The organism is Actinotalea alkalitolerans (assembly GCF_023369855.1).
In the GTDB taxonomy this organism is placed as follows: Bacteria; Actinomycetota; Actinomycetes; order Actinomycetales; family Cellulomonadaceae; genus Actinotalea.
Window position 1 is genome coordinate 13,306 of the sequence record NZ_JAMBPP010000010.1, and the last position, 26,675, is coordinate 39,980.

The window sequence follows — 26,675 nt, forward strand, 5'->3', positions numbered from 1 at the left end:
GCTCCTAACCGATCCGCTCAGCGCGTCCGAGGATGCCCTGTGGTCGCACCAGCAGGACGAGGATGAGGATGAGGAGTGCCGAGGCGTACTTGAGGTCGGTCGGCACCACGAGGTTGGCCATCTCCACGACCATCCCGATGACGAGCGAGCCGACCAGCGCCCCGAAGGCGGTACCCAGACCGCCGAGGGTCACCGCGGCGAACATCAGGAGCAGCATCTGCATGCCGAGCGTCCAGTTCGCCCCGTTGAAGATCAGCGCCAGCAGCACACCGGCCAGACCCGCCAGACCGGCCGAGACCACCCACACGAGCCGGATGATCCGGTCGACGTCGATCCCCGACGCCGCGGCCAGGGCCGGGTTGTCGGAGACCGCCCGGGTCGCACGGCCGGTGCGGGTGCGCAGCAGGAAGTAGCCGACGGCGCTCAGGGCCACCACGGAGATGCCCATGGCGTAGTAGCTGGGGATGTTGAGCCGGACCGGACCGATGGTCCACGTGCCCGGGATGTAGTTGAGGATGCTGACCGTCCCACCGCCGAAGACGAGCTGGAACAGGTACTGCAGGGCCAGCGCCAGGCCGATCGTCACGATCATGCCCTGGACCAGGCCCACCCCCCGGCGCCTGAGCGGCTTCCAGATCCCGGCGTCCTGCAACCACCCGGTCGAGGCGCACAGCGCGACCGCCAGGATGATCGCGGGGACCAGCGGCCACCCGAGGACCGACGCGAACACGTAGGTGAGCAGTGCACCCAGGGTGACCTGCTCACCGTGGGAGAAGCTCGACAGGCCTGTCGTCCCGTAGATCAGCGAGAGGCCCACCGACGCGAGAGCGAGCACCAGACCGAAGCGCAGACCGGCGGCCGCCTGCTGGGCGATCCGTTGGGGGGTGATGGTGGATCCGCCGCGTGGGGCCTCCTCGCCGATGATCTCGCCGCCCTCGGCGTCGACCATCGGATCCGTCCCGCCCGTGCCGCTCTCCCCGGAAGGCGCCTCGTCGACCGCCTCGGGGTCGCCCAGCTCGAAGTTGACCTGACGCGTGGCACCGACGACGGCACGCAGGTCCCTCGGGTTGTCGTCAGGGGACAGGAGCTGCTGCCCCTCGGGCAGGGTCCCGACGTCCAGGGTGAGGGTGTAGGTACCGTTGGCCGTGATCGCCGCCGACCAGGTGCCGTCCTCGCCGGTGGTGACCGTCTCGGTCGACTCGGGTCCTTCGACCTGGATCTCGACCCCACCCGCCGGACCGTCCGAGCCGCGGACGCTGCCCGCGAGGCAGCCCGCCTCGGGGCTCGAGACGCACCCGTCGTCGGTGCCTGCCCGCGCGGGTGGCGCGAGCACCAGGAGCATCCCCGCCAGGAGCGCGGTCAGCGCAGCCAGCACGACCCATCGCGGTCCATGTACTCGTGCCCAAGCTGCAGCAGGAGCCACCTGGGAACCTCCGTCCGGTCGCATGATCGAGGTACAGCCCGTTCTGCACCGGGTCGGCAGCCTAGCCACTGCCGAACGTCCCGGGTCGAGCAGACCGTAGGCGTGCTATGTGTCGTCAGGGTTTCGCGGGGCCGCCACAGCCGGTGCCTCGTTGCGCCGACCACGACCCCGTCCGGGGGGATGTCGCGCCGCACGTCCCGAGGTCATCGACCTGCGGGGCGCCCGAGGCGACCTGGACGAGTATCCACGATGCCGAGGCGACTTTCCCTCAGGTGCGTCGACCGTTATCTTTTCGACATCGACCGAGCGTCACCCCGACGTCCCCCCGACCGCAGCGTCTCGGTCCAGCACGTGAAGGAGGCCCGTCGCCGTGCGTCCTGGTATCGAGGTCCGGCCGGCTCAGCCCGCCGACATGGCTGAGCTCGTCACGCTGTGCCTGGCCGCACGCAAGGAGTCGTCGGTGGGGACGCAGGTCTGCAGCCCCGATCCGGAGGTCCTGGCCCATCAGCTGGGCGCGCTGACGGCCGTCGAGGGCGGCACGGTGCTCGTCGCACGGTCCGACCAGCGGGTCGTCGGTCTGCTCCTCGGGCGTGTCGTGGGACCGAACCCCTTCACCGACGAGGCGAACCTGGCGGTCGAGGTCCTCTACGTGGGTGCCGAGCACCGACGCCGGGGTGTGGGGCACGCCCTGATGGTCGGCGCGCTCGACGTCGCCGCCGCCTCGGGGGCCGAGCACATCTACGCCACCCCGTTGCCCGGGGCGCGGGGCATGCAGCGCTTCTTCGTCCAGCTCGGCTTCGCCCCCGCGGCCGCTCACCGCGTGGTCAGCACCTCTGCCCTGCAGCGTCGGCTCGCCGCCGACCTCGGGGTCACTCGTCGCGGCTCCGCGCGAGGGCTGGAGGGGCTGATCGCGCGACGGCGCCAGTCGCGCCTGGACTCGACACGATCGGGTGGTGAGCCGCCGCGTCCCGGCACGGTGGACCTCGCCATCGGTGCCGAGGAGGACGGCATCGGTCAGGCCGGACGCTCGTCCATCAGCAGGCAGGTGAGACGCGCGGTGCAGACGCGACGTGACGCGGAGTCCTCGACCACGATCTCGTAGCTGGCCGTGGTCCGTCCGAGGTGGAGCGCGGTGGCGGTCCCACGGACCAGACCGTCTGCAGCGGCCCGGTGGTGAGTGGCGCCCACCTCGATGCCGAGCGCACGGCGTCCCGGTCCCGCGTGGAGCATCGCCGCGAAGGAGCCGAGGGTCTCGGCCAGGACGACGGACGCGCCGCCGTGCAGAAGGCCGTAGGGCTGGGTGTTGCCCTGGACGGGCATGGTGCCCACCACGCGGGCGGCACCCACCTCGAGGATCTCGATCCCCATCCGTTCGATCAGCGTGCCCGCGGTGGAGCGTCGGACCTCGTCGAGGTGGTCCTCGGGGGTGCCGGTGTAGGTGTCGGTCATGGCCGATAGGTTGGCACCCGTGAGCGACCTAGCGCGACCCCGACCTCTTCTCCTGCTGATCGACGGCCACTCGATGGCCTACCGCGCGTTCTTCGCGCTGCCCGTGGAGAACTTCTCCACCACGACGGGGGAGCCCACGAACGCGGTCTACGGCTTCACCGCGATGCTCGCCAACATCCTGCGGGACGAGCAGCCGACGCACGTGGCGGTCGCCTTCGACGCAGGCCGGACGACTTTCCGCACCGAGCAGTACCCGGCGTACAAGGGCACCCGTGACGCGACGCCGACGGAGTTCAAGGGTCAGGTGCCGTTGATCAAGGAGATCCTGGGCAGCATGCGGATCCCGACCCTGGACAAGGTGAACTTCGAGGCGGACGACATCATCGCGACCCTGGCCACCCAGGCGGTTGCGGCGGGCATGGACGTCCTGATCTCGACCGGCGACCGTGACGCGCTGCAGCTGGTGACCCCCGAGGTGACGGTGCTCTACCCCCGCAAGGGAGTCTCCGACCTGGTGCGGTTCACCCCGGACGCGGTGCTCGAGAAGTACGGCGTCGTCCCGGCCTGCTACCCGGACCTCGCGGCTCTCGTGGGCGAGAGCAGCGACAACCTCCCGGGAGTGCCCGGCGTGGGCCCCAAGACCGCGGCCAAGTGGATCAACGCCCACGGCGGGCTCGAGGGCGTCCTGGCCGCCGCGCCCGAGATCACCGGCAAGGCGGGCGAGAGCCTGCGTGCCCACCTCGACCAGGTGCGGCTCAACCGGATGCTCAACGCTGCGGTGCGCGACGTCGAGCTGCCGCTGGGTCTCGAGGACCTCGAGGTCCGGACGTGGGACCGCGAGGCCATGCACGAGGTCTTCGACGCGCTGCAGTTCCGCACGCTGCGTGAGCGGCTCTTCGCGATGGTCCCCGAGGAGGCACCCACCGACGGGCTCCAGGTCGAGGTGCAGGCCGTTCCTGCCGGCGAGCTGGGTGCCTGGTTCGCCACGCGCGGCTCACGTGAGCTGTCGCTCGACGTGAGCGGTCGGAGCACTCCTGTTGATGGGGACGCCTGGTCGATCGCCGTCGCGGACGGCCCGGCCGAAGCCATCACGATCGACCTGACCTCGCTCGAGCCGTCCGACGAGGAGGCCCTGGCCGGCTGGCTCGCCGACTCCGAGCGCGCCAAGTCGGTGCACGGCGCGAAGGCGGCCTGGCACGCCGTGACGGCTCGCGGGATGGCTCTCGAGGGAGTGCGCTTCGACACCCTGCTCGCGTCCTACCTCTGCCACCCGGACCAGCGTTCCTACGACCTCGCCGACCTCGCCGTACGGCACCTGCACCGGGAGCTGCGTGCCGAGGTCACGGGGGTCGGCAGCGGTCAGGGGGCGCTCGACCTCGACATCGAGGGCAGCTCGGAGGCCGACCGGGCGGGGGTACGGGCCGCGGCCGTCGCCGAGCTCACCGAGGTGCTCGGCGCGGACCTCGACGACCGTGCGTCACGGCACCTGCTCGACGAGGTCGAGCTCCCGCTCGTCGGCGTCCTGGCGCGGATGGAGCAGGCCGGCATCGGCGCCGACGTGGCCTACCTCGAGGAGCTCGAGCGGCACTTCGCGGCCGGGGTGGCCGACGCCGCCTCCGAGGCGTTCGCGGTGATCGGTCGTGAGGTGAACCTGGGATCGCCCAAGCAGCTCCAGGAGGTCCTGTTCGACCAGCTCGAGATGCCCAAGACCAAGAAGATCAAGACCGGGTGGACCACCGACGCGGCCTCGCTGACCGATCTCTTCGAGCGGACCCAGCACCCGTTCCTGGCCCACCTGCTCGCGCACCGGGACGCGTCGCGGCTTCGCCAGACGGTCGAGGGGCTGCTCCGATCGGTCTCGAGCGACGGGCGGATCCACACCACCTTCCAGCAGACCATCGCCGCGACCGGGCGGCTCTCCTCGACCGATCCCAACCTCCAGAACATCCCGATCCGCACCGAGGCCGGTCGCCGGATCCGTCGGGCCTTCGTGGTCGGGGAGGGGTTCGAGACCCTGCTCACGGCCGACTACAGCCAGATCGAGATGCGGATCATGGCGCACCTCTCGGGCGACGCGGGTCTCATCACCGCGTTCAACTCGGGGGAGGACCTCCACAACTTCGTCGGCGCACGCGTCTTCGGTGTCGGCACCGAGGACGTCACCGGCGAGATGCGCTCCAAGATTAAGGCGATGTCGTACGGCCTGGCCTACGGCCTGTCGTCCTTCGGGCTGTCCAAGCAGCTGTCCATCTCGGTCGGTGAGGCCGCCACCCTCATGGAGGACTACTTCGCCCGCTTCGGCGGTGTGCGGGACTACCTGGCGGGTGTGGTCGACGAGGCGCGTCGGACCGGGTACACCGCGACCATCCTGGGTCGTCGTCGCTACCTGCCCGACCTGACGAGCGACAACCGTCAACGCCGTGAGATGGCCGAGCGGATGGCCCTCAACGCCCCGATCCAGGGCAGTGCGGCCGACCTGATCAAGGTGGCGATGCTCGGGGTCGACCGTGCGCTGCGCGCAGACGGCCTCACCTCACGGATGCTCCTGCAGGTCCACGACGAGCTGGTCCTCGAGGTCGCGACCGGCGAGAGGGAGCAGGTCGAGGAGATCGTCAGGACGCAGATGGGCGCCGCGGCGCAGCTGTCCGTGCCCCTGAGCGTCTCGGTCGGCACGGGAACCAGCTGGCACGACGCGGGGCACTGAGCGGCGCGAGCGGTAGCTCACCCGCGACGGGTCACGAAGATCGCCGTCCCGGGGATCCGCTCACCGCGGACAGGCCCCCACCCGCCCCACACCCTGTCGTGGCCAGCGGGCCACTCGGGCTCGACAAGACGTTCGAGGACGAACCCGGCGGTCACCAGGTCGGCGACGTGGTCGCCCACCGTGCGGTGGTACTCGGCGTAGGTGACCTGCCCGGAGGCGTCGGTCTCGACGTAGGGTCGACGGTCGAAGTAGGACAGCGTCGCGGTGAGACCCTCGGGTCCCGGGTCGTCGGGGAAGGCCCAACGCACGGGGTGCGTGACGGCGAAGACCCATCGCCCTCCGGGGCGAAGCACGCGGGCGACCTCCCGATGCACGCGCACGGCGTCCGGCACGAAGGGGATGGCGCCGAACGCTGTGAACGCGATGTCGAAGGCCGCATCGGCGAAGGGCAGGGTGCGGGCATCGGCCTGGACGAGTGGGGTCGCGGTGCCCACGCTGCGGTCGAGCCGTCGTCCCGCAGTGAGCATCCCGGCGGAGAGGTCAGTCGCGACCACCTGGGCACCGGCCTGCCGCAGCCACCGTGAGCACTGCCCGGCTCCGGCGCCGACCTCGAGGACCCTCCGCCCGACCACTGGTCCGAGGAGCTGGACGTCGGCCTCGCGCAGGCCCTCAGGGCACCAGCAGAAGTCCTGCGGACCCAGGAAGTCGCCGTGGTCGTCGAGGTACTCGACGGCGTTCTCGTCCCACCACCGACGGGCGGCGGGGCCGGCCGCTGACGGGGGGACCTCCTGGAATCCTGCGAAGTCCGCCGGGGGCTGTGTCATCACGGTGCAGTCTCGGCTGTCATGGCGCTCATGTCTCCTAATCACTACGGTGTACCGGTCCGTAACATCCCCGTGACGAGCTGGCACTACGTTCACCTCGGCACGGACCGCTGGATGTCCGCGACCTCCAACAATGACGAGGGGTGACCGAGTGAGGACCTTCCTGAGGACGACTGCTGTCGTCGCAGCAGCGGGGCTCGCGCTGAGCGCGTGTGCCGCGAGCGACCGCGAGACCGACGACGGCGAGGGTACGACGGCGGAAGCCGGACGCGACACCTTCATCTTCGCAGCGTCATCCGACCCTGCCTCCCTCGACCCGGCCTTCGCCAACGACGGCGAGTCCTTCCGGGTCGCACGCAACATCTTCGAAGGTCTCGTGGGTGTCGAGCCGGGCACCGCTGACCCGGCGCCGCTGCTCGCGGAGGACTGGGAGGTCAGCGACGACGGCCTCGAGTACACCTTCTTCCTCAAGGAGGGTGTCTCCTTCCACGACGGCACGCCCTTCGACGCCGACGCGGTCTGTGCCAACTTCGACCGCTGGAACAGCTTCACCGGTGTGCTGCAGTCCGAGAGCCTGTCCTACTACTGGCAGAAGGTGAACGGCGGCTTCGCGAGCAGCGACGTCGAGAGCCTGGACGGGACCGGCAAGTACCAGTCCTGCGAGACCAGCGACGACCTCACCGCCGTCATCACGATGCAGAGCCCGCTGCCCGAGTTCATCTCGGCGCTCTCGCTGCCGTCGTTCTCGATGCAGTCGCCCACCGCGATGGAGGAGTACGGCGCCGACGACGTCGGCGGCGACGCCTCGGCCCCGCTGCTGCCCGAGTACGCCACGGCGCACCCGACCGGCACCGGCCCGTACATGTTCGAGTCCTGGACCCGGGGCCAGCAGGTCGTGCTGACCGGCAACCCGGACTACTGGGGCGAGCAGGGTCAGATCCAGCGGGTGGTCTTCACGATCATCTCCGACGCCACCGCACGCCGGCAGGCGCTGCAGGCCGGCGACATCGACGGGTACGACCTGGTGGGCCCGGCCGACGTCGAGGCGCTCGAGGCGGAGGGCTTCCAGATCGTCGACCGTGAGCCGTTCAACATCCTCTACCTGGGCATGAACCAGGCGAACCCCGAGCTCGCGGACCTCAGGGTCCGGCAGGCGATCGCCCATGCCATCAACAAGGAGGCGCTCGTCGCGCAGACCCTGCCCGAGGGCACCGAGGTGGCGACGAACTTCGTGCCGCCGTCGGTGGCCGGGTGGAGCAGCGAGGTCGAGACCTACGACTTCGACCAGGACCGCGCCCGTGAGCTCCTGGCCGAGGCCGGCAAGTCCGACCTGACCATCGAGTTCAACTACCCGACGAACGTCTCACGGCCCTACATGCCGACCCCGGAGCAGGTCTTCCAGTCCATCAGCGCCGACCTGGAGGAGGTCGGCATCACGGTCGTCCCCGTCCCGGAGCCGTGGAACCCGGAGTACCTGGACCGCATGCAGGGGACGGCCGACCACGGTCTGCACCTGCTGGGGTGGACGGGTGACTACAACGACACCTACAACTTCATCGGCGTCTTCTTCGGCGCGCAGTCGATGGAGTGGGGCTTCGACGACTCCGAGCTCTTCGAGATGATCAACGAGGGTCGGTACCAGACCAGCGTCGAGGACCAGACGGCAGCCTACGAGGCCGCGAACGTCGCCATCCTCGAGCGACTGCCCGGGGTGCCGCTCGCGCACCCCGTGCCCTCGCTCGCGTTCACCCAGGTGGTGCGGGACTACCCGGCGTCCCCGGTGCAGGACGAGGTCTACAACGTGATCCGGCTCGAGGACTGAGGAGCAGCCCCGATCGATGGTCCGACTCATCCTGCAGCGCCTCGCGCTGCTGATACCGACCCTGCTCGGTCTGTCGATCCTGCTGTTCCTGTGGGTGCGCGCTCTTCCAGGAGGGCCGGCAACGGCCCTCCTGGGGGAGCGCGCCACACCCGAGGCCGTGGAGCGCATCAACGCGCTCTACGGGTTCGACCGCCCGCTGGTCGAGCAGTACCTGACCTGGATGGGACAGCTCCTCCAGGGCAACTTCGGCGCCTCGACCCGTACCGCGGTCCCGGTGCTCGACGAGTTCCTCCAGCGGTTCCCGGCGACCATCGAGCTGACCCTGCTGGCTCTGCTGCTCGCGGTCGGCGTGGGGATCCCGCTGGGATACGTCGCGGCGCGCCACCAGGGCCGCTTCCTGGACCACACGACGGTCGCCGCATCGTTGCTCGGGGTCACCATCCCGGTCTTCTTCCTGGCGTTCCTGCTGAAGTACCTCTTCGCGGTGCAGCTCGGCTGGTTCCCCTCGACGGGCCGGCAGAGCCCGTCGATGCTCGCGACGCACCCGACGGGCTTCTACGTGCTGGACGGGCTGCTCACGCGTGAGTGGGATGCCGCCTGGGACGCGTTGCGTCACCTGGTCCTCCCGGCGGTCGCCCTCGGGTCGATCCCGCTGGCGATCATCGCGCGGATCACCCGTGCCTCGGTGATCGAGGTGCAGAACGCCGACTACGTGCGCACCGCCCGCGCCAAGGGCCTGCGGGGGCCACGTCTGCGCCGCCGGGTGGTGCTGCGCAACGCGATGCTCCCGGTGGCCACGACGATCGGGCTCCAGGTCGGACTGCTGCTCTCCGGAGCGGTCCTCACCGAGACCGTGTTCTCCTTCAACGGGATCGGGAGCTTCCTGGCCAACGCGGTCTTCAACCTGGACTACGCCGTGCTCCAGGGATTCATCCTGTTCATCGCCGTCGTCTACGCGCTGGTGAACCTGGCCGTCGACGTCTCCTACGGCCTCATCGACCCGAGGATGCGAGTGCGATGACCACCGAACCCGCTGCCCAGGGCGCCCTCCAGGACCCTGTCCTGTCCTCGTCCGCACCGCGCGACCCGCGTGACGACGCCGGAGCGAGCATCTGGCGGGTCGCGGCCCGCCGACTGCGCCGGAACCCGGGTGCGGTGATCGGCGCCTCGATCGTGCTGGTGTTCATCCTCGTGGCGCTGCTCGCGCCGGTCCTGGCGCCCTACGGCGCGGGTGCCCTGCCCGGGCGGGCCGAGATCCGCCCGACCTTCATCCCAGGGCCGTCCGCCGACTACCTGCTCGGCCTGGACCGGTACGGCGGCGACCTGCTGTCCAAGCTCATCTGGGGGGCTCGGGCGTCCCTGCTGATCGGCGTGCTGTCCACGATGCTCGGGCTGATGGGGGGTGCACTGCTCGGCCTGCTGGCCGGCGCCTTCGGCGGTTGGGTGGACACCGCGACCATGCGGCTGGTCGACCTCATGCTCTCGGTACCGTCGCTGCTGCTCGCGGTGTCCATCGCCGCAGTGATCGGCCAGTCCTCGACCGCGGTGATCGTCGCGATCGGTGTGGTCCAGGTCCCGATCTTCGCTCGCCTGCTGCGCGGCACGATGCTCGCGCAACGGGGCCAGGACTACGTCCTCGCGGCGCGATCCCTCGGCCTGTCCCGACGCACGGTGACGATGAGCCACGTGCTCCCGAACAGCCTGGGACCGGTGATCGTCCAGGCGACCCTGATGCTCGCGACCGCGGTGATCGAGGCGGCGGCGCTGTCCTTCCTCGGTCTGGGTGGTGGGTCGCCGACGACCGCCGAGTGGGGTCGCATGCTCACCGCCGCCCAGAACGAGCTCGAGGTGGCGCCACGGCTGGCCCTGTGGCCAGGTGCGTGCATCGCGGTCACCGCTCTGGGTTTCACGCTCTTCGGCGAGGCCCTGCGTGAGGCCCTCGACCCCAAGACGAGGAAGGGGTGACCGGCGTGCAACCCCAGCCGCTGCTGAGCCTGCGGGATCTCGAGGTGACCTTCACCACCGAGCACGGGGCGATGAAGGCCGTCCGTGGAGCGAGCTTCGACGTCATGGCCGGTGAGACGGTCGCGATCGTCGGCGAGTCCGGCTCGGGCAAGTCGACCACCGCCATGGCCGTGATCGGTCTGCTCGCGCAGAACGGCCGCGTCAGCGGCGGTCAGATCCTCTTCGACGGCACCGACGTGGCAGCGCTGAGCGGCGCGGGGATCGCCCGGATGCGGGGCAGCGACATCGGCATGGTCCCCCAGGACCCGATGTCCAACCTGAACCCCGTGATGCGCGTGGGGACGCAGATCGTCGAGGCCCTCGAGGACAACGGTGTCGCGCGTGGTGAGGCCGCTCGACGCCGCGCCGTGGAGCTCCTGGAGGAGGCCGGGCTGCCCGACGCCGCCCATCGTGCGTCGTCGTACCCGCACGAGTTCTCCGGGGGCATGCGTCAACGGGCGCTGATCGCGATGGGGCTCTCCTGCCGGCCTCGGCTCTTGATCGCGGACGAGCCGACCTCGGCCCTGGACGTCACGGTGCAGCGCACCATCCTGGACCGGCTCGACGTGCTGACGGCCGAGCTGGGTACAGCGGTGCTGCTGATCACCCACGACCTCGGTCTGGCAGCCGAGCGCGCGAGCCGGATCGTGGTGATGTACCAGGGCGAGGTCGTGGAGCAGGGCCCCGCGACGCAGCTGCTGACCGACCCGCAGCACGAGTACACCCGGCGGCTGCTCGCCGCGGCGCCCTCGCTCGCCTCCCGCCGCATCCAGCTGGCCAAGCAGGCAGGGAAGACCGAGGCCGTCGCGGACGACCTCCTGGCGGTCTCGGCCACCCCGCACGACCCCGCCGGTCCGGACGCGGACGCGGACAACATCATCGAGGTCGAGAGCATCACCAAGGTGTTCAAGCTGCGAGGCAGGGGCCTGTTCTCGCGCAGCTCGGACTTCACGGCGGTGGACGACGTGAGCTTCGTCATCCCCCGCGGCACCACCGTCGCGGTGGTGGGGGAGTCGGGGTCGGGCAAGTCGACCGTGGCCAGGATGATGCTCGACCTCATCCCGGCGACCTCGGGCACGATCCGGTTCAACGGTGAGTCCGTGGGCGGGGCGGACCGCGCGGCCGAGGTCAGGTTCCGACGCAAGGTCCAGCCGATCTTCCAGGACCCGTACGCCTCCCTCGACCCGCTGTACACCATCCACCGGACGATCGAGGAGCCGCTGCGGGCCCACGACTTCGGCACGGCCGCCGAGCGCCGCGACCGGGTGCACCAGCTCATGGAGGACGTCGCCCTGGCACCGCACCTCCTGCGGCGCTACCCGGCCGAGCTCTCCGGGGGCCAGCGTCAGCGGGTCGCGATCGCGCGGGCGCTGGCCCTCAACCCCGACCTGGTGGTGTGCGACGAGGCCGTCTCCGCCCTGGACGTCATCGTCCAGTCGCAGATCCTGCACCTGCTGGCCGACCTGCAGCACCGGCTCGGGCTGAGCTACCTGTTCATCAGCCACGACCTGGCCGTGGTGCGGCAGATCGCCGACCGGGTGTGCGTGATGGAGAAGGGGCGGATCGTCGAGCAGGGCACGGTCGACGACGTCTTCGACCGTCCGCAGCAGCAGTACACCCGTGCCCTGCTCGACGCGATCCCCGGCCGTGACCTGGAGCTGGGTCTGCGTGCCGGCTGACCCGGTTCGTTCTCTTTGACCGCGCCTTCCGTGCGCAGATAGGATGATCGACGGCGTGTCACGTGTTGCGCCCACATCACCCTCGGAGAGCGCAGGCTCTCCACGGGCCATCCTGCACCTTCCCTGTCCGAACTACTCCCTGTCCGCATCGGAGCTCGAAACTCAATGACCATCTCCACCCCTACCAAGCCGACGACTCCTCAGGTCGCGATCAACGACATCGGTACGGCTGAGGACTTCCTCGCCGCGATCGACGCCACGATCAAGTACTTCAACGATGGCGACATCGTCGAGGGAACCATCGTCAAGGTCGACCGCGACGAGGTCCTGCTGGACATCGGCTACAAGACCGAGGGCGTCATCCCCTCTCGCGAGCTCTCGATCAAGCACGACGTCGACCCGGACGACGTCGTCAAGGTCGGTGACGCGGTCGAGGCCCTGGTCCTGCAGAAGGAGGACAAGGAAGGCCGTCTGATCCTGTCCAAGAAGCGCGCGCAGTACGAGCGCGCCTGGGGCACGATCGAGAAGATCAAGGAGGAGGACGGCGTCGTCACCGGCACCGTCATCGAGGTCGTCAAGGGCGGCCTCATCCTCGACATCGGTCTGCGTGGCTTCCTTCCTGCGTCGCTCGTGGAGATGCGTCGCGTCCGTGACCTCCAGCCGTACGTCGGCAAGGAGATCGAGGCGAAGATCATCGAGCTCGACAAGAACCGCAACAACGTCGTGCTCTCGCGCCGTGCCTGGCTCGAGCAGACGCAGTCCGAGGTGCGCTCGACCTTCCTGCAGACCCTGCAGAAGGGCCAGGTCCGCCCCGGTGTCGTGTCCTCGATCGTCAACTTCGGTGCGTTCGTGGACCTCGGCGGCGTCGACGGTCTCGTCCACGTCTCCGAGCTGTCCTGGAAGCACATCGACCACCCCTCCGAGGTCGTCGAGGTGGGCCAGGAGGTCACCGTCGAGGTGCTCGACGTCGACTTCGAGCGTGAGCGCGTCTCGCTCTCGCTCAAGGCGACGCAGGAGGACCCGTGGCAGGCCTTCGCCCGGACGCACGCCATCGGGCAGGTCGTTCCCGGAAAGGTCACCAAGCTCGTCCCGTTCGGCGCGTTCGTGCGCGTCGAGGACGGCATCGAGGGCCTGGTGCACATCTCCGAGCTGGCCGTCCGCCACGTCGAGCTGCCCGAGCAGGTCGTCAACGTCGGCGACGACACCTTCGTGAAGGTCATCGACATCGACCTCGAGCGTCGTCGCATCTCGCTGTCGCTCAAGCAGGCGAACGAGGGTCTGGACCCGACCAGCGAGGACTTCGACCCCGCGCTGTACGGCATGGCCGCCGAGTACGACGACAAGGGGAACTACAAGTACCCCGAGGGCTTCGACCCCGAGACCAACGAGTGGCTCGAGGGCTTCGAGTCGCAGCGTGAGACCTGGGAGGCCCAGTACGCCGCCGCCCACTCGCGCTGGGAGTCGCACAAGAAGCAGGTCGCCGAGGCGGTCCAGGCTGACCTCGACGCCGCCAACGCGCCTGAGGCGACCTCCTCGTCCTCGTCCTCGTCTTCGTCCTCCTCCTCGTCGTCCTCGTCCTCCTCGTCGGGATCGAGCAGCTACTCCTCGACCCCGGCCGAGGAGACCGGTGGCACGCTGGCCTCGGACGAGGCTCTCGCCGCACTGCGCGAGAAGCTCACCGGGAACTGACACCGCGCGCCCACGGGCGCAACGGTTCACGCGACGGGCCGGTCACCTCAGGGTGGCCGGCCCGTCGGCATGTCCGGATCGCCAGGGGGTGGGTGACGATCGCTGGCGCCGGGCTAGTCTGTCGCGGTGAGTGCACAGGAGAGCGCAGCCCCCGACGGGCGGCGCACGGGCCCAGGCCGCACGAAGATCCGTCACAAGCTGGCGGTGCGTGACTTGCGGGTCGTCGGTGTCCGTCTGGTCGGACCACGGATGGTCAGGGTCACAGTGGCGGGCCCTGAGCTGGTCGACCTCGAGGCTCAGGGACCCACCGACCACGTGAAGGTCTTCTTCCCGGACCCCACGACCGGGCACCTCGCGGCGCCTGTCCTGACCGCGGAGGGGCTCGAGCGTCCGTCCTCGGGCACCCTGCACGTTCGCGACTACACCCCTCGCGCGTACCGCAGTCGCGGCCCGACGGGTCCCGAGCTCGACCTGGACCTCGTGCTGCACGGGGATGTCGGGCCCGCCTCCACCTGGGCGGGGCACGCGACGGTGGGCGACCGGCTGGTCGTCGCAGGCCCCAAGGGGTCCAAGCTCGTACCGCCCGGTGTGACCAGTGTGCTGCTCGGGGGCGACGAGACCGCGCTGCCTGCGATCGCCCGGTGGCTCGAGCTGCTTCCCGTCGACGTCGCCGTCCGTGTTCTCGCGGAGGTCGACTCCGCCGCCGACGAGACCTACCTCGACCAGGTGGGGCCAGCGGGCCGCCCGCTCGAGATCAGCTGGCTGCACCGGCACGGACGCGCGCCGGGGACCGAACCGCTTCTCGAGCGTGCGGTGCAGCGTCGCGGACTGGTCGACCGCTCGACCTTCGTCTGGTTCGGCGGCGAGGCGGGCACGCTGCGCGGCGTCCGGCGGCACCTGCGTCGAGACCTGCGGCTGACGGCCCGGCAGGCCGAGGTCTCGGGCTACTGGCGGCTCGGCGAGGCCGCCTTCGACCACCACGCCCCGATCGACCCGAGCGACCCGGACTGACCGTGCGACGAGTGGGCCTGACCGGGGGGATCGCGGCCGGGAAGTCGGTCGTCGCTGCGCGCCTGCGCGAGCTGGGGGCCGTGGTCGTCGACCACGACCTGCTCGCCCGTGAGGTGGTCGCTGCAGGTTCGGACGGGCTCAGCGCCGTGGTGGCGGCCTTCGGCGAGCGGGTGCTGGGAGCCGACGGCGCGCTGGACCGGCCCGCGCTGGCCGAGGTGGTCTTCGCCGACCCCGACGCGCGGGCAGCGCTCGACGGTCTGCTGCACCCGCGCATCCGTGCCGAGGCGGCACGTCAGGAGGCCCGCGCCGTGCAGGCCCGGGCCGCGGTCGTCGTCCATGACGTCCCGCTGCTCGTGGAGACCGGTCAGGCCGGCGACTTCGACGTGGTGGTCGTCGTCGAGGCGCCCGAGGCGGTGCGGGTCGAGCGGCTGGTCCGTGGTCGAGGGATGGAGGCCGGCCAGGCCAGGGCGCGGATCGCGGCCCAGGCCGACGACTCGTCGCGGCGGGCGGTCGCGGACGTCGTCCTCGACGGCTCGGGGACGACGGCGGCGTTGCGGCGACAGGTGGACGACCTCTGGGCGCGCTGGGAAGCGGCATGACACCGATGCCGACCGTCCTTGTCACGGCCTTCGAGCCCTTCGACGGTCAGTCGACGAACGCCTCCTGGTCGGCCGTGGAGGGACTCGCCCACGGCTGGTCCGGACCGGCACGGGTCGTCGTGCTGCGGCTCCCGGTGAGCTTCGAGGGTGCACCCGCCGCGCTGCGGGCGGCGGTGGTCGAGCACCGCCCTGCGCTCGTGCTGTGCGTCGGGGAGGCGGGTGGCCGTCGCGCCGTCGGCGTGGAGAGGGTGGCGGTGAACCTCGTCGACGCGCCGATCGCGGACAACGACGGGAACCTCCCGGTGGACCGTGCCGTGGTCGAGGGCGGACCGACGGCGTACTTCTCGACGCTGCCGGTCAAGGCGTGCGTGGCCCGGATCCTTGCGGCAGGAGTGCCCGCCGAGGTGTCGGGCACTGCGGGGACCTACGTCTGCAACGCGGTCTTCTACGCGCTGATGGATCTGCTGGCCGCGGCACCCGACGTGCGGGGTGGCTTCGTGCATGTGCCTCGGACGCCGGCACAGGTCCCGACGGACGGTCCGTCGTTGGCCACGCAGGCTGCGACTCGCGCTCTGGACCTCGTGGTGCGCACCTCGCTCGAGCGGCCGCCCGAGGAGTCGCTGCGCGGCGGGGCCACCCATTGACACCTCCCTGGCGCGCAGGTGCGTCCGGTCGGTCTGAGCCCGTCCAGGACCTCAGGCGCTAGTCGGTGGGTGTGGCGGCGTCGGGTGGGAGGACCCCGCGCACGCTCGCCAGGACCGTGCCGGCGATCTCGCTCAACGGTCTGTCGGGCTGGAAGGTTCGCCACTCGAGCCCGGCGATGAGGGTCGCACCGAAGGCCGCTGGGGCGGCGACGTACGCGTCCGCGGTGGGGTCTGCGTCGACGATGACCTGCCGGAAGACCGAGACGATCTCCTCGCGCACCGGACGCAGCGACTCCTGCCAGGTCCGCCCGGTGCGGAACAGCTCAGAGGCCAGCACCTTGGTGCCTGCCGGGTTGTCACGCACCTGGGTCAGCAGGGCGCAGATCACGGCGTCCAGGGCGTCGGTGCCGGTGCGTCCGGCGGCTGCCCTGCGCAGCGCCTCGCTGAATCCGCTCATGGTGTGGTCGATCAGCGAGGTGAAGAGGGTCGCCTTGGAACCGAAGTTGTAGTAGATGCTGCCCTTGGCGACGCCGGCCCGCTCGGCCACCGCGTCGAGAGAGGTCTCGGCGTAGCCCCGCTCGGCCATCAGGGCCGCCGCGGCGTCCAGCACCTGACGGCTGGTGCTGGCGCGACGGGCGGCGTTGCCGTCCGGGCGGGGAGGGGAGGATCCGGCGACGGGCACGCAGGCACAGTAGTACGCGAACCCTTCGGCCAGGACCGGGTGCTGCGTCCCTGCGGGGTGACGACGGTCAGCCGGTGTCGGTGGTGCGACGTACCGTGGTCCCATGCGTCCTGTCACCGACCTGCAGCGCCGGGTCGCCCCCTTCGAGGTGATCTCCGACTACACGCCGGCGGGTGACCAGCCCCAGGCCATCGAGGAGCTGACCGGCCGGATCCAGGCCGGGGAGAAGGACGTCGTGCTGCTGGGTGCGACCGGTACGGGGAAGTCGGCGACCACCGCGTGGTTGATCGAGAAGCTCCAGCGCCCGACCTTGGTGATGGCCCCCAACAAGACCCTTGCCGCGCAGCTCGCGACCGAGTTCCGCGAGCTGCTGCCGAACAACGCGGTCGAGTACTTCGTCTCGTACTACGACTACTACCAGCCCGAGGCGTACATCGCGCAGTCGGACACCTACATCGAGAAGGACTCCTCGATCAACGAGGAGGTCGAGCGGCTGCGTCACTCGGCGACCAACTCGCTCCTGACCCGGCGCGACGTCGTGGTGGTGGCGTCGGTCTCGTGCATCTACGGGCTGGGCACGCCACAGGAGTACGTCGACCGGATGGTGCGGCTGTCGGTCGGCGACCACATCGAGCGTGACCAGCTGCTCCGGCGCTTCGTGACGATGCAGTACGCACGCAACGACATGGCGTTCACCCGCGGTACGTTCCGGGTACGTGGGGACACCGTCGAGATCATCCCGGTGTACGAGGAGCTCGCCCTGCGGATCGAGTTCTTCGGCGACGAGATCGAGGCGATCCACACCCTGCACCCGCTCACCGGTGACATCATCCGGTCCGAGCAGGAGATGTACGTCTTCCCCGCGACGCACTACGTCGCCGGGCCCGAGCGGATGGAGCGGGCGGTCTCGGGGATCGAGAGCGAGCTGGAGGAACGGCTCGCGGAGCTCGAACGGCAGAACAAGCTGCTCGAGGCTCAGCGCCTGCGCATGCGCACCACCTACGACGTCGAGATGATGCGGCAGGTCGGCAGCTGCTCAGGCATCGAGAACTACTCCCGGCACATCGACGGACGCGGCCCCGGGACGGCCCCCCACACCCTGCTGGACTACTTCCCCGAGGACTTCCTGCTGGTCATCGACGAGTCGCACGTCACCGTGCCGCAGATCGGTGCGATGTACGAGGGAGACCGGTCCCGCAAGCGGTCGCTGGTCGAGCACGGGTTCCGCCTGCCGAGCGCGATGGACAACCGGCCGCTGCGATGGGAGGAGTTCGTCGAGCGGATCGGGCAGACGGTGTACCTCTCGGCGACGCCCGGTGCCTACGAGCTCTCGCAGGGGGACGGTGTGGTCGAGCAGATCATCAGACCCACGGGCCTGGTGGATCCCGAGGTGGTCGTGAAGTCCACCACCGGCCAGATCGACGACCTGCTCGAGGAGATCCGCACCCGCGTCGACAAGGACGAGCGGGTCCTGGTGACCACGCTCACCAAGAAGATGTCCGAGGACCTCACCGACTACCTGCTCGAGAAGGGCGTCCGGGTGCAGTACCTGCACTCCGAGGTGGACACCCTGCGCCGGGTGGAGCTCCTCCGGGAGCTGCGCATGGGGCAGTTCGACGTGCTGGTCGGCATCAACCTGCTCAGGGAGGGTCTCGACCTTCCCGAGGTCTCGCTGGTGAGCATCCTCGACGCCGACAAGGAGGGCTTCCTGCGGTCCGGGACCTCACTGATCCAGACCATCGGCCGTGCCGCGCGCAACGTCTCGGGTCAGGTCCACATGTACGCCGACCGGATCACCCCCGCGATGGCGCAGGCGATCGACGAGACCAACCGTCGCCGGGAGAAGCAGGTCGCTCACAACGTGCTCAACGGGATCGACCCGACCCCGCTGCGCAAGCGCATCAGCGACGTCACGGACATGCTGCTCCGTGAGGACATCGACACGGCCGAGCTGCTCGCAGGTGGCTACCGCAACTCCGGCAAGGGCAAGGCACCGGTGCCCGGCAAGACCGGCGCCAAGGGCTCGGCCTCGTCGGGGCCGAGCCGTCTGGCGGGCGCCGCAGCCAGCGACCTCGCTGACCTGATCCAGGAGCTCAGCACCCAGATGCACGGCGCGGCCGCCGAGCTGCAGTTCGAGCTCGCAGCCCGCCTGCGGGACGAGATCTCCGGGCTCAAGAAGGAGCTCCGCGACATGCAGGGCGCGACCGCCTGACGCGACGGGCCCCCGGACACGACTCGTCGGGGCGCTGGCGGGGGTGTCGGGGTACGGGGCCGCGATGACCTATGCTCCAGTGGTTCGTGAAGGGGAGTACTCCCGAAGCGGCGGAGTCGTCATCACGGCGGGGTCCTGATCCTCGCCCGGTTCCGTCGGCCTGGCTGGTCAGCCCGGTGGAGGAGACCTTCGGTACTCAGCGCACGGTGCCGGAGGCAAGTCATGCATGTTCCCCTGTGGGTCTGGGGCGCCACGGTCGTGGCGATCCTGGTCCTCTTCGTCTTCGACTTCTACGCGCACGTGCGGACCCCCCACGAGCCGACCTTCCGGGAGTCGGCGATCTGGTCCTCGGTCTACATCGGGCTGGCACTGGTCTTCGGCGTCGGGGTGACGCTGGTGTGGGACACCAGCCACGGCGGTGAGTACTTTGCGGGGTACGTGACCGAGAAGAGCCTCTCGGTCGACAACCTCTTCGTCTTCCTCATCATCATGACCCGCTTCGCGGTGCCCAGGATCTACCAGCAGAAGGTGCTGCTTGTCGGTGTGGCCATCGCGCTGCTCCTGCGCACGGTCTTCATCCTCGCCGGGGCGGCGGCCATCGCCCAGTTCTCCTGGGTCTTCTACCTCTTCGGTGCGTTCCTGATCTACACCGCGGTCAAGCTCGCCCGGGAGGACCACGCCAACGAGGCGCCGTCGGAGTTCCACGAGAACAGGCTGATGCGTCTGCTCCGACGGGTCCTGCCCACGACGACCGAGTACCACGGGGACCGCCTCTCGGTCCGGCTCGGTACGCGTCGCGTGTTCACGCCCATGCTCATCGTGATGATCGCGATCGGCTCGACCGACGTGCTCTTCGCGCTGGACTCGATCCCGGCGATCTACGGCCTCACGAAGGAGCCGTACCTGGTCTTCACGACCAACGCCTTCGCCCTGCTGGGCCTGCGACAGCTCTACTTCCTGCTCGGTGGACTGCTCAAGCGCCTCATCTACCTCTCGCAGGGCCTGTCGTTGATCCTGGGCTTCATCGGGATCAAGCTGGTGCTGGAGGCGCTCCACCAGAACGAGCTGCCGTTCATCAACGGTGGACGGCACGTCGAGTGGGCGCCCGAGATCCCGATCTGGCTCTCGCTCACGGTGATCCTCGGGACTCTCGCGGTCGCGACGCTGGCGAGCCTGGCAGCGACCCGACGGGCCGGGAAGGTCGAGCTGCCCGAGGCGGACGAACCGGTCGACGCGACGCAGGAGCTGCGGTCGCGGGACGGCTGACGGTCAGTCCGCGGTCGACGCCCAGGGCCCGATGACCAGGTTCCAGGGGCGGACGACGCTCTGGCTGATGAGCCCCTCGCGGTGGAACGGGTCCGCGGCGAGCAGGGCGTCGAGTGCGGCGTCGTCGGGGGCACGGAGGATCAGCAGGGCCCCCGGGGCGCCCTCGCTGTACGGTCCCGAGCCGAGCAGGCTTCCGGCGTCGGCCAGCGAACGGAAGTAGTCGCGGTGCTCGGGCCGGACCTCGTCGCGCAGGGCGTCACGGGAGTCGTAGGTGTACTGGACGGCGTAGATCGTCATGCAGGCATTGTGCCCGGCCCGCGGGCTTTCACCCGATGCCGAGGTGCAGGGTCGGCGGGTCGCACCTAGGTTCGGAAGCAGTGCGGCCGTGCCCCGGTGCCCGTCGGGTACCGCTGCGGGCCAGAGGAGGAGGCGGGACGTGAGGCCGAGGTCGGACGTTGCCCACGACGTCGTCCTCGACGGCCGCTATCGCCTCGACGAGGTCCTGGGGCAGGGCGGCATGGCGACCGTCTACCGGTCGCACGACCTCGTCCTGGTGCGAGACGTCGCCGTCAAGCTCTTCCCACCGGTCGCTGAGCACGCCGAGGAGACCGAGAGGCATCGGGCGGAGATGCTGGTGCTCGCCCAGCTGAGCCATCCGGGCCTGGTCACCCTGCACGACGCAGGGATCGTGGAGGCCGGCGGGCCGTTGCGCCAGACGTACCTGGTGATGGAGCTGGTCCACGGCCCGACCCTCGCCGACCACCTGCAGTCCGCCCGTCTGACCGTCAAGGACACCGCCCGGATCGGTCAGCAGCTCGCCGAGGCCCTGGCCGTGGTCCACGCCACGGACGTGGTCCACCGGGACATCAAGCCTGCGAACATCCTCCTGCTCGACCGGGACCTGCTCGATGCCGAGGAGGATCAGGAGCCGCTGGCCCTGACCACCGGACCGCTGGTCAAGCTCGCCGACTTCGGGATCGCGCGGCTCTCGGACGGGCCCCGTCTCACGATGACGGGGACGACCCTGGGTACGGCCACCTACCTGAGTCCTGAGCAGGCCATGGGGGCTGCCGTCGGCCCCGCGACGGACATCTACGCCCTCGGCCTGGTCCTGCTCGAGTGCTTGACCGGAGCGAAGGCGTTCACCGGTACGCCGGTCGAGGTCGCGGCAGCCCGCCTGAACGTCTCGCCTGCGATCCCCGACACGGTGGGCGAGGAGTGGACCGAGCTGTTGCGCGGGATGACAGCCCGGGACCCCGCCGATCGCCCCTCGGCCGCACAGGTCGCCGCACGGCTGCACGGACTCGCGGGCCTCGGCGCGATCTCGACCGGGGAGGTCCCGACCGCGACGCCTGTCCCGACCCCGGTGGGCGGTGCGGCGCACGATGCGCCACGGACGGTCGTGGAGGAGGGGGCGGCACCCGCTCTCGCTCGCCCCCCTGCCGCCATCCCACCCCGCGTCGCGCCCTCACCGGTGCGCCGACGCCGCGACCAGGACGCCACGTCGAGCGAGGACCCGTACGGTCACACCCAGCGCCTGCCGACCCATGAGGTCCAGGCGGAGGCCGAACGCTCGGCAGAGCAGCCACGGGTCCGCCCCAGCCTTGCCGATACGCCGTCCGCAGCAGGCCCGGGCCTGCGACGTCAGCGCATCCTGCTCAGCGCGTCGGCCCTGGTCGCGGTCGTCCTGGTCGCCGTGGCAAGTGTCTTCACCTGGCATACGACGGGCGAGACGGAGCCTGTGCAGTCGCCGACGTACCCGGCGGTCGACGGACCGCTCGGGGACGCCTTGGACGACCTGCAACGGAGCGTCGAGCCGTGACGCGCGCGAGGCATCGGCTGCAGCAAGCCCGGGGGCTGGGAACCGGACTGCTGGTGACCGGCGTCCTGGTGACGGGGGCGTGCACGACGACGGCCGAGCTCGGCCCTGAGGCAACCGCCCGGTTGCAGGACGGTGTCCTCGAGGTGACCCGGGCGGCTGCCGCCGACCAGCTCGACGCAGCCGCCGACGCCCTCGAGCAGGTGCGCGAGGACCTCGAGCTCGCGGTGGGCGAGGGGCAGGTCTCGGCGTCGCGTCACCGGACGATCGAGCAGGCCCTGGACCGGACGGCGCGCCAGCTCGACGAGGCCGTCCGCAGCGCGGCCGCGGAGCGAGCCGCCCAAGAGGCGGTGGCGCAGCAGGAGGCCGCGGCTCAGCAGGAGGCCGCGGCTCAGCAGGAGGCCGCGGCTCAGGAGGCCGCGGCCGAGGCTGAGGCCGTCGCGGGTCGCGAGGCCGAGGCTGTGCAGGGCACCTCCGGGGGTGGTGGCCCACCACCTGCGGAGCCGGCGGACAAGGTCGACGCGGGCCCGCCGCCTCAGGACGGACCGGGGAGCGGCGGGCGGGGGCCCGGCAACAGCAGCGGTGGTGGGAAGCCCGGGGGGCGACCCTGATCGACACGGTGGCGTGAGCGCTACCAGCCGCGCGCACGCCACCGGGCCAGGTGGGGACGTTCTGCGCCGAGAGTCGTGTCGTCCCCGTGGCCCGGGTACACCCAGGTGCTGTCGTCGAATCGACCGAAGACCCGCTCCTCGAGGTCGTCCATCAGCTGCGCGAAGTCCCGCGGGGAGGTCGTGCGTCCTGGGCCGCCGGGGAAGAGGCTGTCGCCCGTGAACAGGTGCACACGGCCCGGCACGCTGCCGGGCGCCCGGGTGCGAGCGGGCTCCCGGTAGGCCAGAGCGACCGAACCGGGGGTGTGCCCACGCAGGGCGACGACCTCGAGGGCCACGTGCCCCAGGCAGAGCACGTCCCCGTGGTGCAGCCGACGCGTCACGGGCACGGGCAGCGCGTCGGCGTCCTCGGCACCGGCCGCGACCTCGGCTCCGGTGACGGCGTGGAGCGACTCGAGCCCGCCGTGATGGTCGGCGTGCCGGTGCGTCGTGACGATCGTCGTGAGATCGGCGGCCGAGGACCCTTCACGGACCAGGGCGAGAAGGCGCGCGGGCTCGGCTGCTGCGTCGACCAGCACCTGGTCGCCCCGTGCGCGGCAGGTGAGCAGGTAGGCGTTGTTGTCCATCGTGCCGACCGAGACCTTGCGCACCACGATCTCGTCGAGCTCCCGGACGGCTGTGGGGCCGGAGCGGACGACGGCACCGGTGTACTCCATGGCCTCATCCTCCTCCTTCTCGACCGGTCACGCGGCGGGACCGTGGGCCCGGTCGACAGGCGCTGGCGCGGTGACGCCGCTTCGAACACTTGTACGCACCTGGTGAGCGACCTACCATGGGCGGGTGAATGACCGACTCCTCGTGCAGGGCGCACGCGAGCACAACCTGCGCAACGTCGACCTCGACCTCCCTCGGGACAGCCTCATCGTGTTCACGGGCCTGTCCGGCTCGGGCAAGTCGTCGCTGGCCTTCGACACGATCTTCGCCGAGGGGCAGCGACGCTACGTCGAGTCCCTCTCGGCCTACGCCCGCCAGTTCCTGGGCCAGATGGACAAGCCCGACGTCGACTTCATCGAGGGGCTCTCGCCCGCGGTGTCGATCGACCAGAAGTCGACCAACCGCAACCCACGCTCGACGGTCGGGACCATCACCGAGGTCTACGACTACCTGCGCCTGCTCTTCGCGCGTGCCGGCACGCAGTTCTGCCCGGTGTGCGGCGAGCAGGTCAGCCGCCAGACCCCGCAGCAGATCGTCGACCGGCTGCTCGAGCTGCCCGAGGGGACGCGGTACCAGGTGCTGGCGCCCGTCGTCCGTGGGCGCAAGGGCGAGTACGCCGACCTGTTCAAGGAGCTCCAGTCCAAGGGGTTCGCCCGCGCCAGGGTGGACGGTGAGGTCGTCCAGCTCACCGAGCCCCCCGCCCTGGAGAAGAAGCTCAAGCACACGATCGAGGTGGTCATCGACCGGCTCGTGGCCCGAGAGGGAGTCCAGCGCCGGCTGACCGACTCGGTCGAGACCGCGCTCGGGCTGGCCGCGGGACTGCTCGTGGTCGAGCTCGTGGACGCCGAGGCGGACGACCCCGAGCGCGAGCGGCGGTTCTCCGAGCACCGCGCCTGTCCGAACGAGCACCAGCTGGCCCTGGACGAGATCGAGCCGCGGACCTTCTCCTTCAACGCCCCCTACGGTGCATGTCCCGAGTGCACGGGCATCGGCAGCAGGCTCGAGGTCGATCCTGACCTCGTGATCCCCGACGAGGAGGCGACCCTGGCCTCGGGAGCCGTCGCGCCCTGGGCGCAGACCTCCTCGGAGTACTTCCAGCGCGTGCTCAAGGCACTGTCGGACGAGCTCGGCTTCTCAATGGATGTGCCCTGGCGTGCGCTGCCGGAGCGTGCCCGCGAGTCGATCCTGTACGGCCAGAACCATGAGGTGCACGTCCGGTACAAGAACCGCTGGGGCCGGGAGCGTCAGTACAGCACTGGTTTCGAGGGGGTCGTGACCTTCATCGAGCGCCGGCACGGCGAGACCGAGTCGGACTGGTCGAAGGAGAAGTACGAGGCCTTCATGCGACAGGTACCGTGCCCGGTGTGCCACGGCGCCCGCCTCAAGCCCGAGGTGCTGGCGGTACGGGTGGGCGGTCGGTCGATCGCCGAGGTGTGCGCCCTGCCTCTGCGCGAGGCCCGGGACTTCCTTGCCGACCTCGAGCTCGGGGAGCGTGAGCGCGCGATCGCGACGCAGGTCCTCAAGGAGATCCAGGCGCGGCTGGGCTTCCTGCTCGACGTCGGGCTGGACTACCTCGCCCTGGACCGGCCCGCCGGGACGCTGTCCGGTGGCGAGGCCCAGCGGATCAGGCTGGCCACCCAGATCGGCTCGGGCCTGGTCGGGGTCCTCTACGTGCTGGACGAGCCGAGCATCGGGCTGCACCAGCGCGACAACCGACGGCTGATCGACACGCTGACCCGCCTGCGCGACCTGGGCAACACCCTGATCGTCGTCGAGCACGACGAGGACACCATTCGGTCGGCCGACTGGATCGTCGACATCGGCCCGGGTGCGGGGGAGCACGGCGGGCGGGTGGTCCACTCGGGCGATCTCGCCGGTCTGCTCGCCTCGGCCGAGTCCGTCACCGGGGCCTACCTCTCGGGACGCCGGTCCATCCCCATGCCGGCGACCAGGCGCCCGGTCGACGCGAGCCGCATGCTCACCGTGGTGGGCGCGCGCGAGCACAACCTGCGTGGCATCGACGTCTCGTTCCCGCTGGGAACACTCACCGCGGTCACCGGTGTCTCCGGGTCCGGCAAGTCGACCCTGGTCAACGCGATCCTCTACACCGTGCTGGCCAACGAGCTCAACGGCGCTCGACAGGTTCCCGGACGCCACACCCGGGTCACCGGCCTGGACCACCTCGACAAGGTCGTCCACGTGGACCAGGGCCCGATCGGCCGGACCCCGCGCTCCAACCCCGCGACCTACACCGGTGTCTGGGACCACGTCCGCAAGCTCTTCGCCGAGACGAGCGAGGCCAAGGTGCGTGGGTACGCACCCGGTCGCTTCTCGTTCAACGTCAAGGGCGGGCGGTGCGAGGCGTGCTCGGGGGACGGCACGCTGAAGATCGAGATGAACTTCCTGCCTGACGTCTACGTGCCGTGCGAGGTGTGCCACGGCGCCCGGTACAACCGCGAGACTCTCGAGGTGCACTTCAAGGGTCGCACCGTCGCCGACGTCCTGGACATGCCGATCGAGGAGGCCGCGGAGTTCTTCGCCGCCGTCCCCGCGATCTCGCGGCACCTCAAGACCCTGGTCGACGTCGGGCTGGGCTACGTCCGACTCGGGCAGTCCGCACCGACCCTCTCGGGAGGCGAGGCTCAGCGCGTCAAGCTCGCCAGCGAGCTGCAGAAGCGGTCGACGGGCCGCACGATCTACGTCCTGGACGAGCCGACGACCGGGCTGCACTTCGAGGACATCCGCAAGCTCCTCGGGGTGCTTCAGTCACTGGTCGACAAGGGCAACAGCGTGATCGTGATCGAGCACAACCTGGACGTGATCAAGAACGCCGACTGGGTGGTCGACATGGGACCCGAGGGTGGCTCGGGCGGCGGTGTCGTCGTGGCTGAAGGAACGCCGGAGCAGATCGCCGTGGTCCCCGAGAGCCACACCGGGCGTTTCCTGGCCGAGGCCCTCGACGTCCTGGAGCTCACGGCGGCGCGATCCGCCTGAGCGAGCTGTCAGGCGATCTCGGCGGTCAGGGGCGCCGGGTCGACCCTGACCGGGAAGTTGACCGACCGCTTGATGAAGCAGTGCTCACCGGCCCGTGCGTGCAGGACGGCGAGGTGCTGATCGTCGATCGGGTGGTCGGGGGCCTGGCGCACGGTGATCTGCGGACGCAGCACCACGTGCGTGAACTGGCCGGCGCCGACCGCCTCGACCCGCATCGTGCCCATGGCGTGGTCGAGGTAGTGGGTCACCGTGACCCCCTCCTGCGCGGCGAGGTGGAGGAACCAGAGCATGTGGCACTGCGACAGCGCCGCGACCAGCAGCTCCTCGGGGTTGTAGCGGGTGGGGTCGCCGCGGAAGGCGACGTCGGCCGAACCCGGCAACGGTGGCTTGCCCTCGGCCGTGATCTCGTTGTCTCGGCTGTACGCGGTGTAGCTGCTGGTTCCGGTCTTGCCGGCCCCGGTCCAGGTGACCGCGATGTTGTACGTGTGGAGGGGGCCCATGCCCACACGCTACCGACTGCCCGGGCGCCGGG

General features: G+C 70.3%; 22 protein-coding genes. 15 read left to right on the forward strand and 7 right to left on the reverse strand.

What is annotated here, in order from left to right; translation table 11 throughout:
- Positions 1-4 precede the first annotated feature (4 nt).
- Entirely contained in the window at positions 5-1,375 is a 1,371-nt protein-coding gene (locus M1R94_RS13385; protein WP_249382211.1) for a branched-chain amino acid ABC transporter permease, read from the reverse strand.
- 418 nt (positions 1,376-1,793) lie between these two features.
- On the opposite strand from M1R94_RS13385, the gene M1R94_RS13390 reads away from it, so the two are divergent.
- A complete protein-coding gene (locus M1R94_RS13390) occupies positions 1,794-2,525 on the forward strand; it encodes a GNAT family N-acetyltransferase (RefSeq protein ID WP_249382212.1) in 732 nt (243 codons plus the stop codon).
- Here the strand turns inward: M1R94_RS13390 and M1R94_RS13395 are convergent.
- The gene (locus M1R94_RS13395; RefSeq protein WP_249382213.1) at positions 2,438-2,872 is read right to left on the reverse strand and encodes a hotdog fold thioesterase; all 435 of its coding nucleotides are present in this window, start codon (positions 2,870-2,872) and stop codon (positions 2,438-2,440) included. The genes M1R94_RS13390 and M1R94_RS13395 overlap by 88 nt on opposite strands.
- On the opposite strand from M1R94_RS13395, the gene polA reads away from it, so the two are divergent.
- On the forward strand, positions 2,871-5,576 hold the full coding sequence (gene polA / locus M1R94_RS13400) for a DNA polymerase I (RefSeq protein ID WP_249382214.1): 2,706 nt from the start codon (positions 2,871-2,873) through the stop codon (positions 5,574-5,576). The two genes, M1R94_RS13395 and polA, sit on opposite strands and share 2 nt — an antisense overlap.
- Before the next feature lie 17 nt (positions 5,577-5,593).
- On the opposite strand, the gene M1R94_RS13405 is transcribed toward polA, so the two are convergent.
- Entirely contained in the window at positions 5,594-6,400 is an 807-nt protein-coding gene (locus tag M1R94_RS13405) for a class I SAM-dependent methyltransferase (RefSeq protein ID WP_249382215.1), read from the reverse strand.
- Positions 6,401-6,533: 133 nt separating this feature from the next.
- Between M1R94_RS13405 and M1R94_RS13410 the strand changes: the two genes are divergently transcribed.
- From M1R94_RS13410 to pcp, 8 genes are all read left to right on the forward strand, one after another.
- Positions 6,534-8,222: an ABC transporter substrate-binding protein gene (locus M1R94_RS13410; protein ID WP_249382216.1), complete on the forward strand. Its 1,689-nt coding sequence runs from the start codon at positions 6,534-6,536 to the stop codon at positions 8,220-8,222.
- A 16-nt stretch (positions 8,223-8,238) separates the two neighbouring features.
- Positions 8,239-9,243, forward strand: a complete 1,005-nt coding sequence (locus tag M1R94_RS13415; protein WP_249382217.1) for an ABC transporter permease — start codon at positions 8,239-8,241, stop codon at positions 9,241-9,243.
- On the forward strand, positions 9,240-10,187 hold the full coding sequence (locus tag M1R94_RS13420; RefSeq protein ID WP_249382218.1) for an ABC transporter permease: 948 nt from the start codon (positions 9,240-9,242) through the stop codon (positions 10,185-10,187). The genes M1R94_RS13415 and M1R94_RS13420 overlap by 4 nt, the downstream gene beginning before the upstream one ends.
- A gap of 5 nt (positions 10,188-10,192) precedes the next feature.
- The gene (locus M1R94_RS13425) at positions 10,193-11,905 is read left to right on the forward strand and encodes a dipeptide ABC transporter ATP-binding protein (protein ID WP_249382219.1); all 1,713 of its coding nucleotides are present in this window, start codon (positions 10,193-10,195) and stop codon (positions 11,903-11,905) included.
- A gap of 165 nt (positions 11,906-12,070) precedes the next feature.
- A complete protein-coding gene (gene rpsA / locus M1R94_RS13430) occupies positions 12,071-13,594 on the forward strand; it encodes a 30S ribosomal protein S1 (RefSeq protein ID WP_249382220.1) in 1,524 nt (507 codons plus the stop codon).
- Positions 13,595-13,720: 126 nt separating this feature from the next.
- Entirely contained in the window at positions 13,721-14,605 is an 885-nt protein-coding gene (locus M1R94_RS13435) for a siderophore-interacting protein (RefSeq protein ID WP_249382221.1), read from the forward strand.
- Between the two features lie 2 nt (positions 14,606-14,607).
- Positions 14,608-15,204 carry a dephospho-CoA kinase gene (gene coaE, locus M1R94_RS13440; protein WP_249382222.1) on the forward strand — a complete coding sequence of 199 codons (597 nt, stop codon included), beginning with the start codon at positions 14,608-14,610 and terminating at the stop codon, positions 15,202-15,204.
- The gene (gene pcp / locus M1R94_RS13445) at positions 15,201-15,848 is read left to right on the forward strand and encodes a pyroglutamyl-peptidase I (RefSeq protein WP_249382223.1); all 648 of its coding nucleotides are present in this window, start codon (positions 15,201-15,203) and stop codon (positions 15,846-15,848) included. The genes coaE and pcp overlap by 4 nt, the downstream gene beginning before the upstream one ends.
- Positions 15,849-15,906: 58 nt before the next feature.
- Here the strand turns inward: pcp and M1R94_RS13450 are convergent, their stop codons facing one another.
- The gene (locus M1R94_RS13450) at positions 15,907-16,530 is read right to left on the reverse strand and encodes a TetR/AcrR family transcriptional regulator (RefSeq protein ID WP_249382224.1); all 624 of its coding nucleotides are present in this window, start codon (positions 16,528-16,530) and stop codon (positions 15,907-15,909) included.
- A gap of 103 nt (positions 16,531-16,633) precedes the next feature.
- On the opposite strand from M1R94_RS13450, the gene uvrB reads away from it, so the two are divergent.
- Together uvrB and M1R94_RS13460 are read left to right on the forward strand one after the other, a co-directional pair.
- A complete protein-coding gene (uvrB, locus tag M1R94_RS13455; protein WP_283253400.1) occupies positions 16,634-18,742 on the forward strand; it encodes an excinuclease ABC subunit UvrB in 2,109 nt (702 codons plus the stop codon).
- A 222-nt stretch (positions 18,743-18,964) separates the two neighbouring features.
- Positions 18,965-20,008, forward strand: coding sequence for a TerC family protein (locus M1R94_RS13460; RefSeq protein WP_249382225.1), 1,044 nt, complete (start codon positions 18,965-18,967; stop codon positions 20,006-20,008).
- Between the two features lie 3 nt (positions 20,009-20,011).
- Here M1R94_RS13460 and M1R94_RS13465 read toward each other — a convergent pair whose 3' ends face one another.
- Positions 20,012-20,305: a YciI family protein gene (locus M1R94_RS13465; protein ID WP_249382226.1), complete on the reverse strand. Its 294-nt coding sequence runs from the start codon at positions 20,303-20,305 to the stop codon at positions 20,012-20,014.
- Between the two features lie 139 nt (positions 20,306-20,444).
- Between M1R94_RS13465 and M1R94_RS13470 the strand changes: the two genes are divergently transcribed.
- Together M1R94_RS13470 and M1R94_RS13475 are read left to right on the forward strand one after the other, a co-directional pair.
- Positions 20,445-21,830 (forward strand): serine/threonine-protein kinase, encoded by a 1,386-nt coding sequence (locus M1R94_RS13470; protein ID WP_249382227.1) that lies wholly within the window; start codon positions 20,445-20,447, stop codon positions 21,828-21,830.
- On the forward strand, positions 21,827-22,438 hold the full coding sequence (locus M1R94_RS13475) for a hypothetical protein (protein ID WP_249382228.1): 612 nt from the start codon (positions 21,827-21,829) through the stop codon (positions 22,436-22,438). The genes M1R94_RS13470 and M1R94_RS13475 overlap by 4 nt, the downstream gene beginning before the upstream one ends.
- A gap of 20 nt (positions 22,439-22,458) precedes the next feature.
- Here the strand turns inward: M1R94_RS13475 and M1R94_RS13480 are convergent, their stop codons facing one another.
- Positions 22,459-23,151 (reverse strand): MBL fold metallo-hydrolase, encoded by a 693-nt coding sequence (locus tag M1R94_RS13480; protein WP_249382229.1) that lies wholly within the window; start codon positions 23,149-23,151, stop codon positions 22,459-22,461.
- A 124-nt stretch (positions 23,152-23,275) separates the two neighbouring features.
- On the opposite strand from M1R94_RS13480, the gene uvrA reads away from it, so the two are divergent.
- Entirely contained in the window at positions 23,276-26,143 is a 2,868-nt protein-coding gene (gene uvrA, locus M1R94_RS13485) for an excinuclease ABC subunit UvrA (protein ID WP_249382230.1), read from the forward strand.
- An 8-nt stretch (positions 26,144-26,151) separates the two neighbouring features.
- On the opposite strand, the gene M1R94_RS13490 is transcribed toward uvrA, so the two are convergent.
- A complete protein-coding gene (locus M1R94_RS13490) occupies positions 26,152-26,643 on the reverse strand; it encodes an OsmC family protein (protein WP_249382231.1) in 492 nt (163 codons plus the stop codon).
- Positions 26,644-26,675 lie beyond the last annotated feature (32 nt).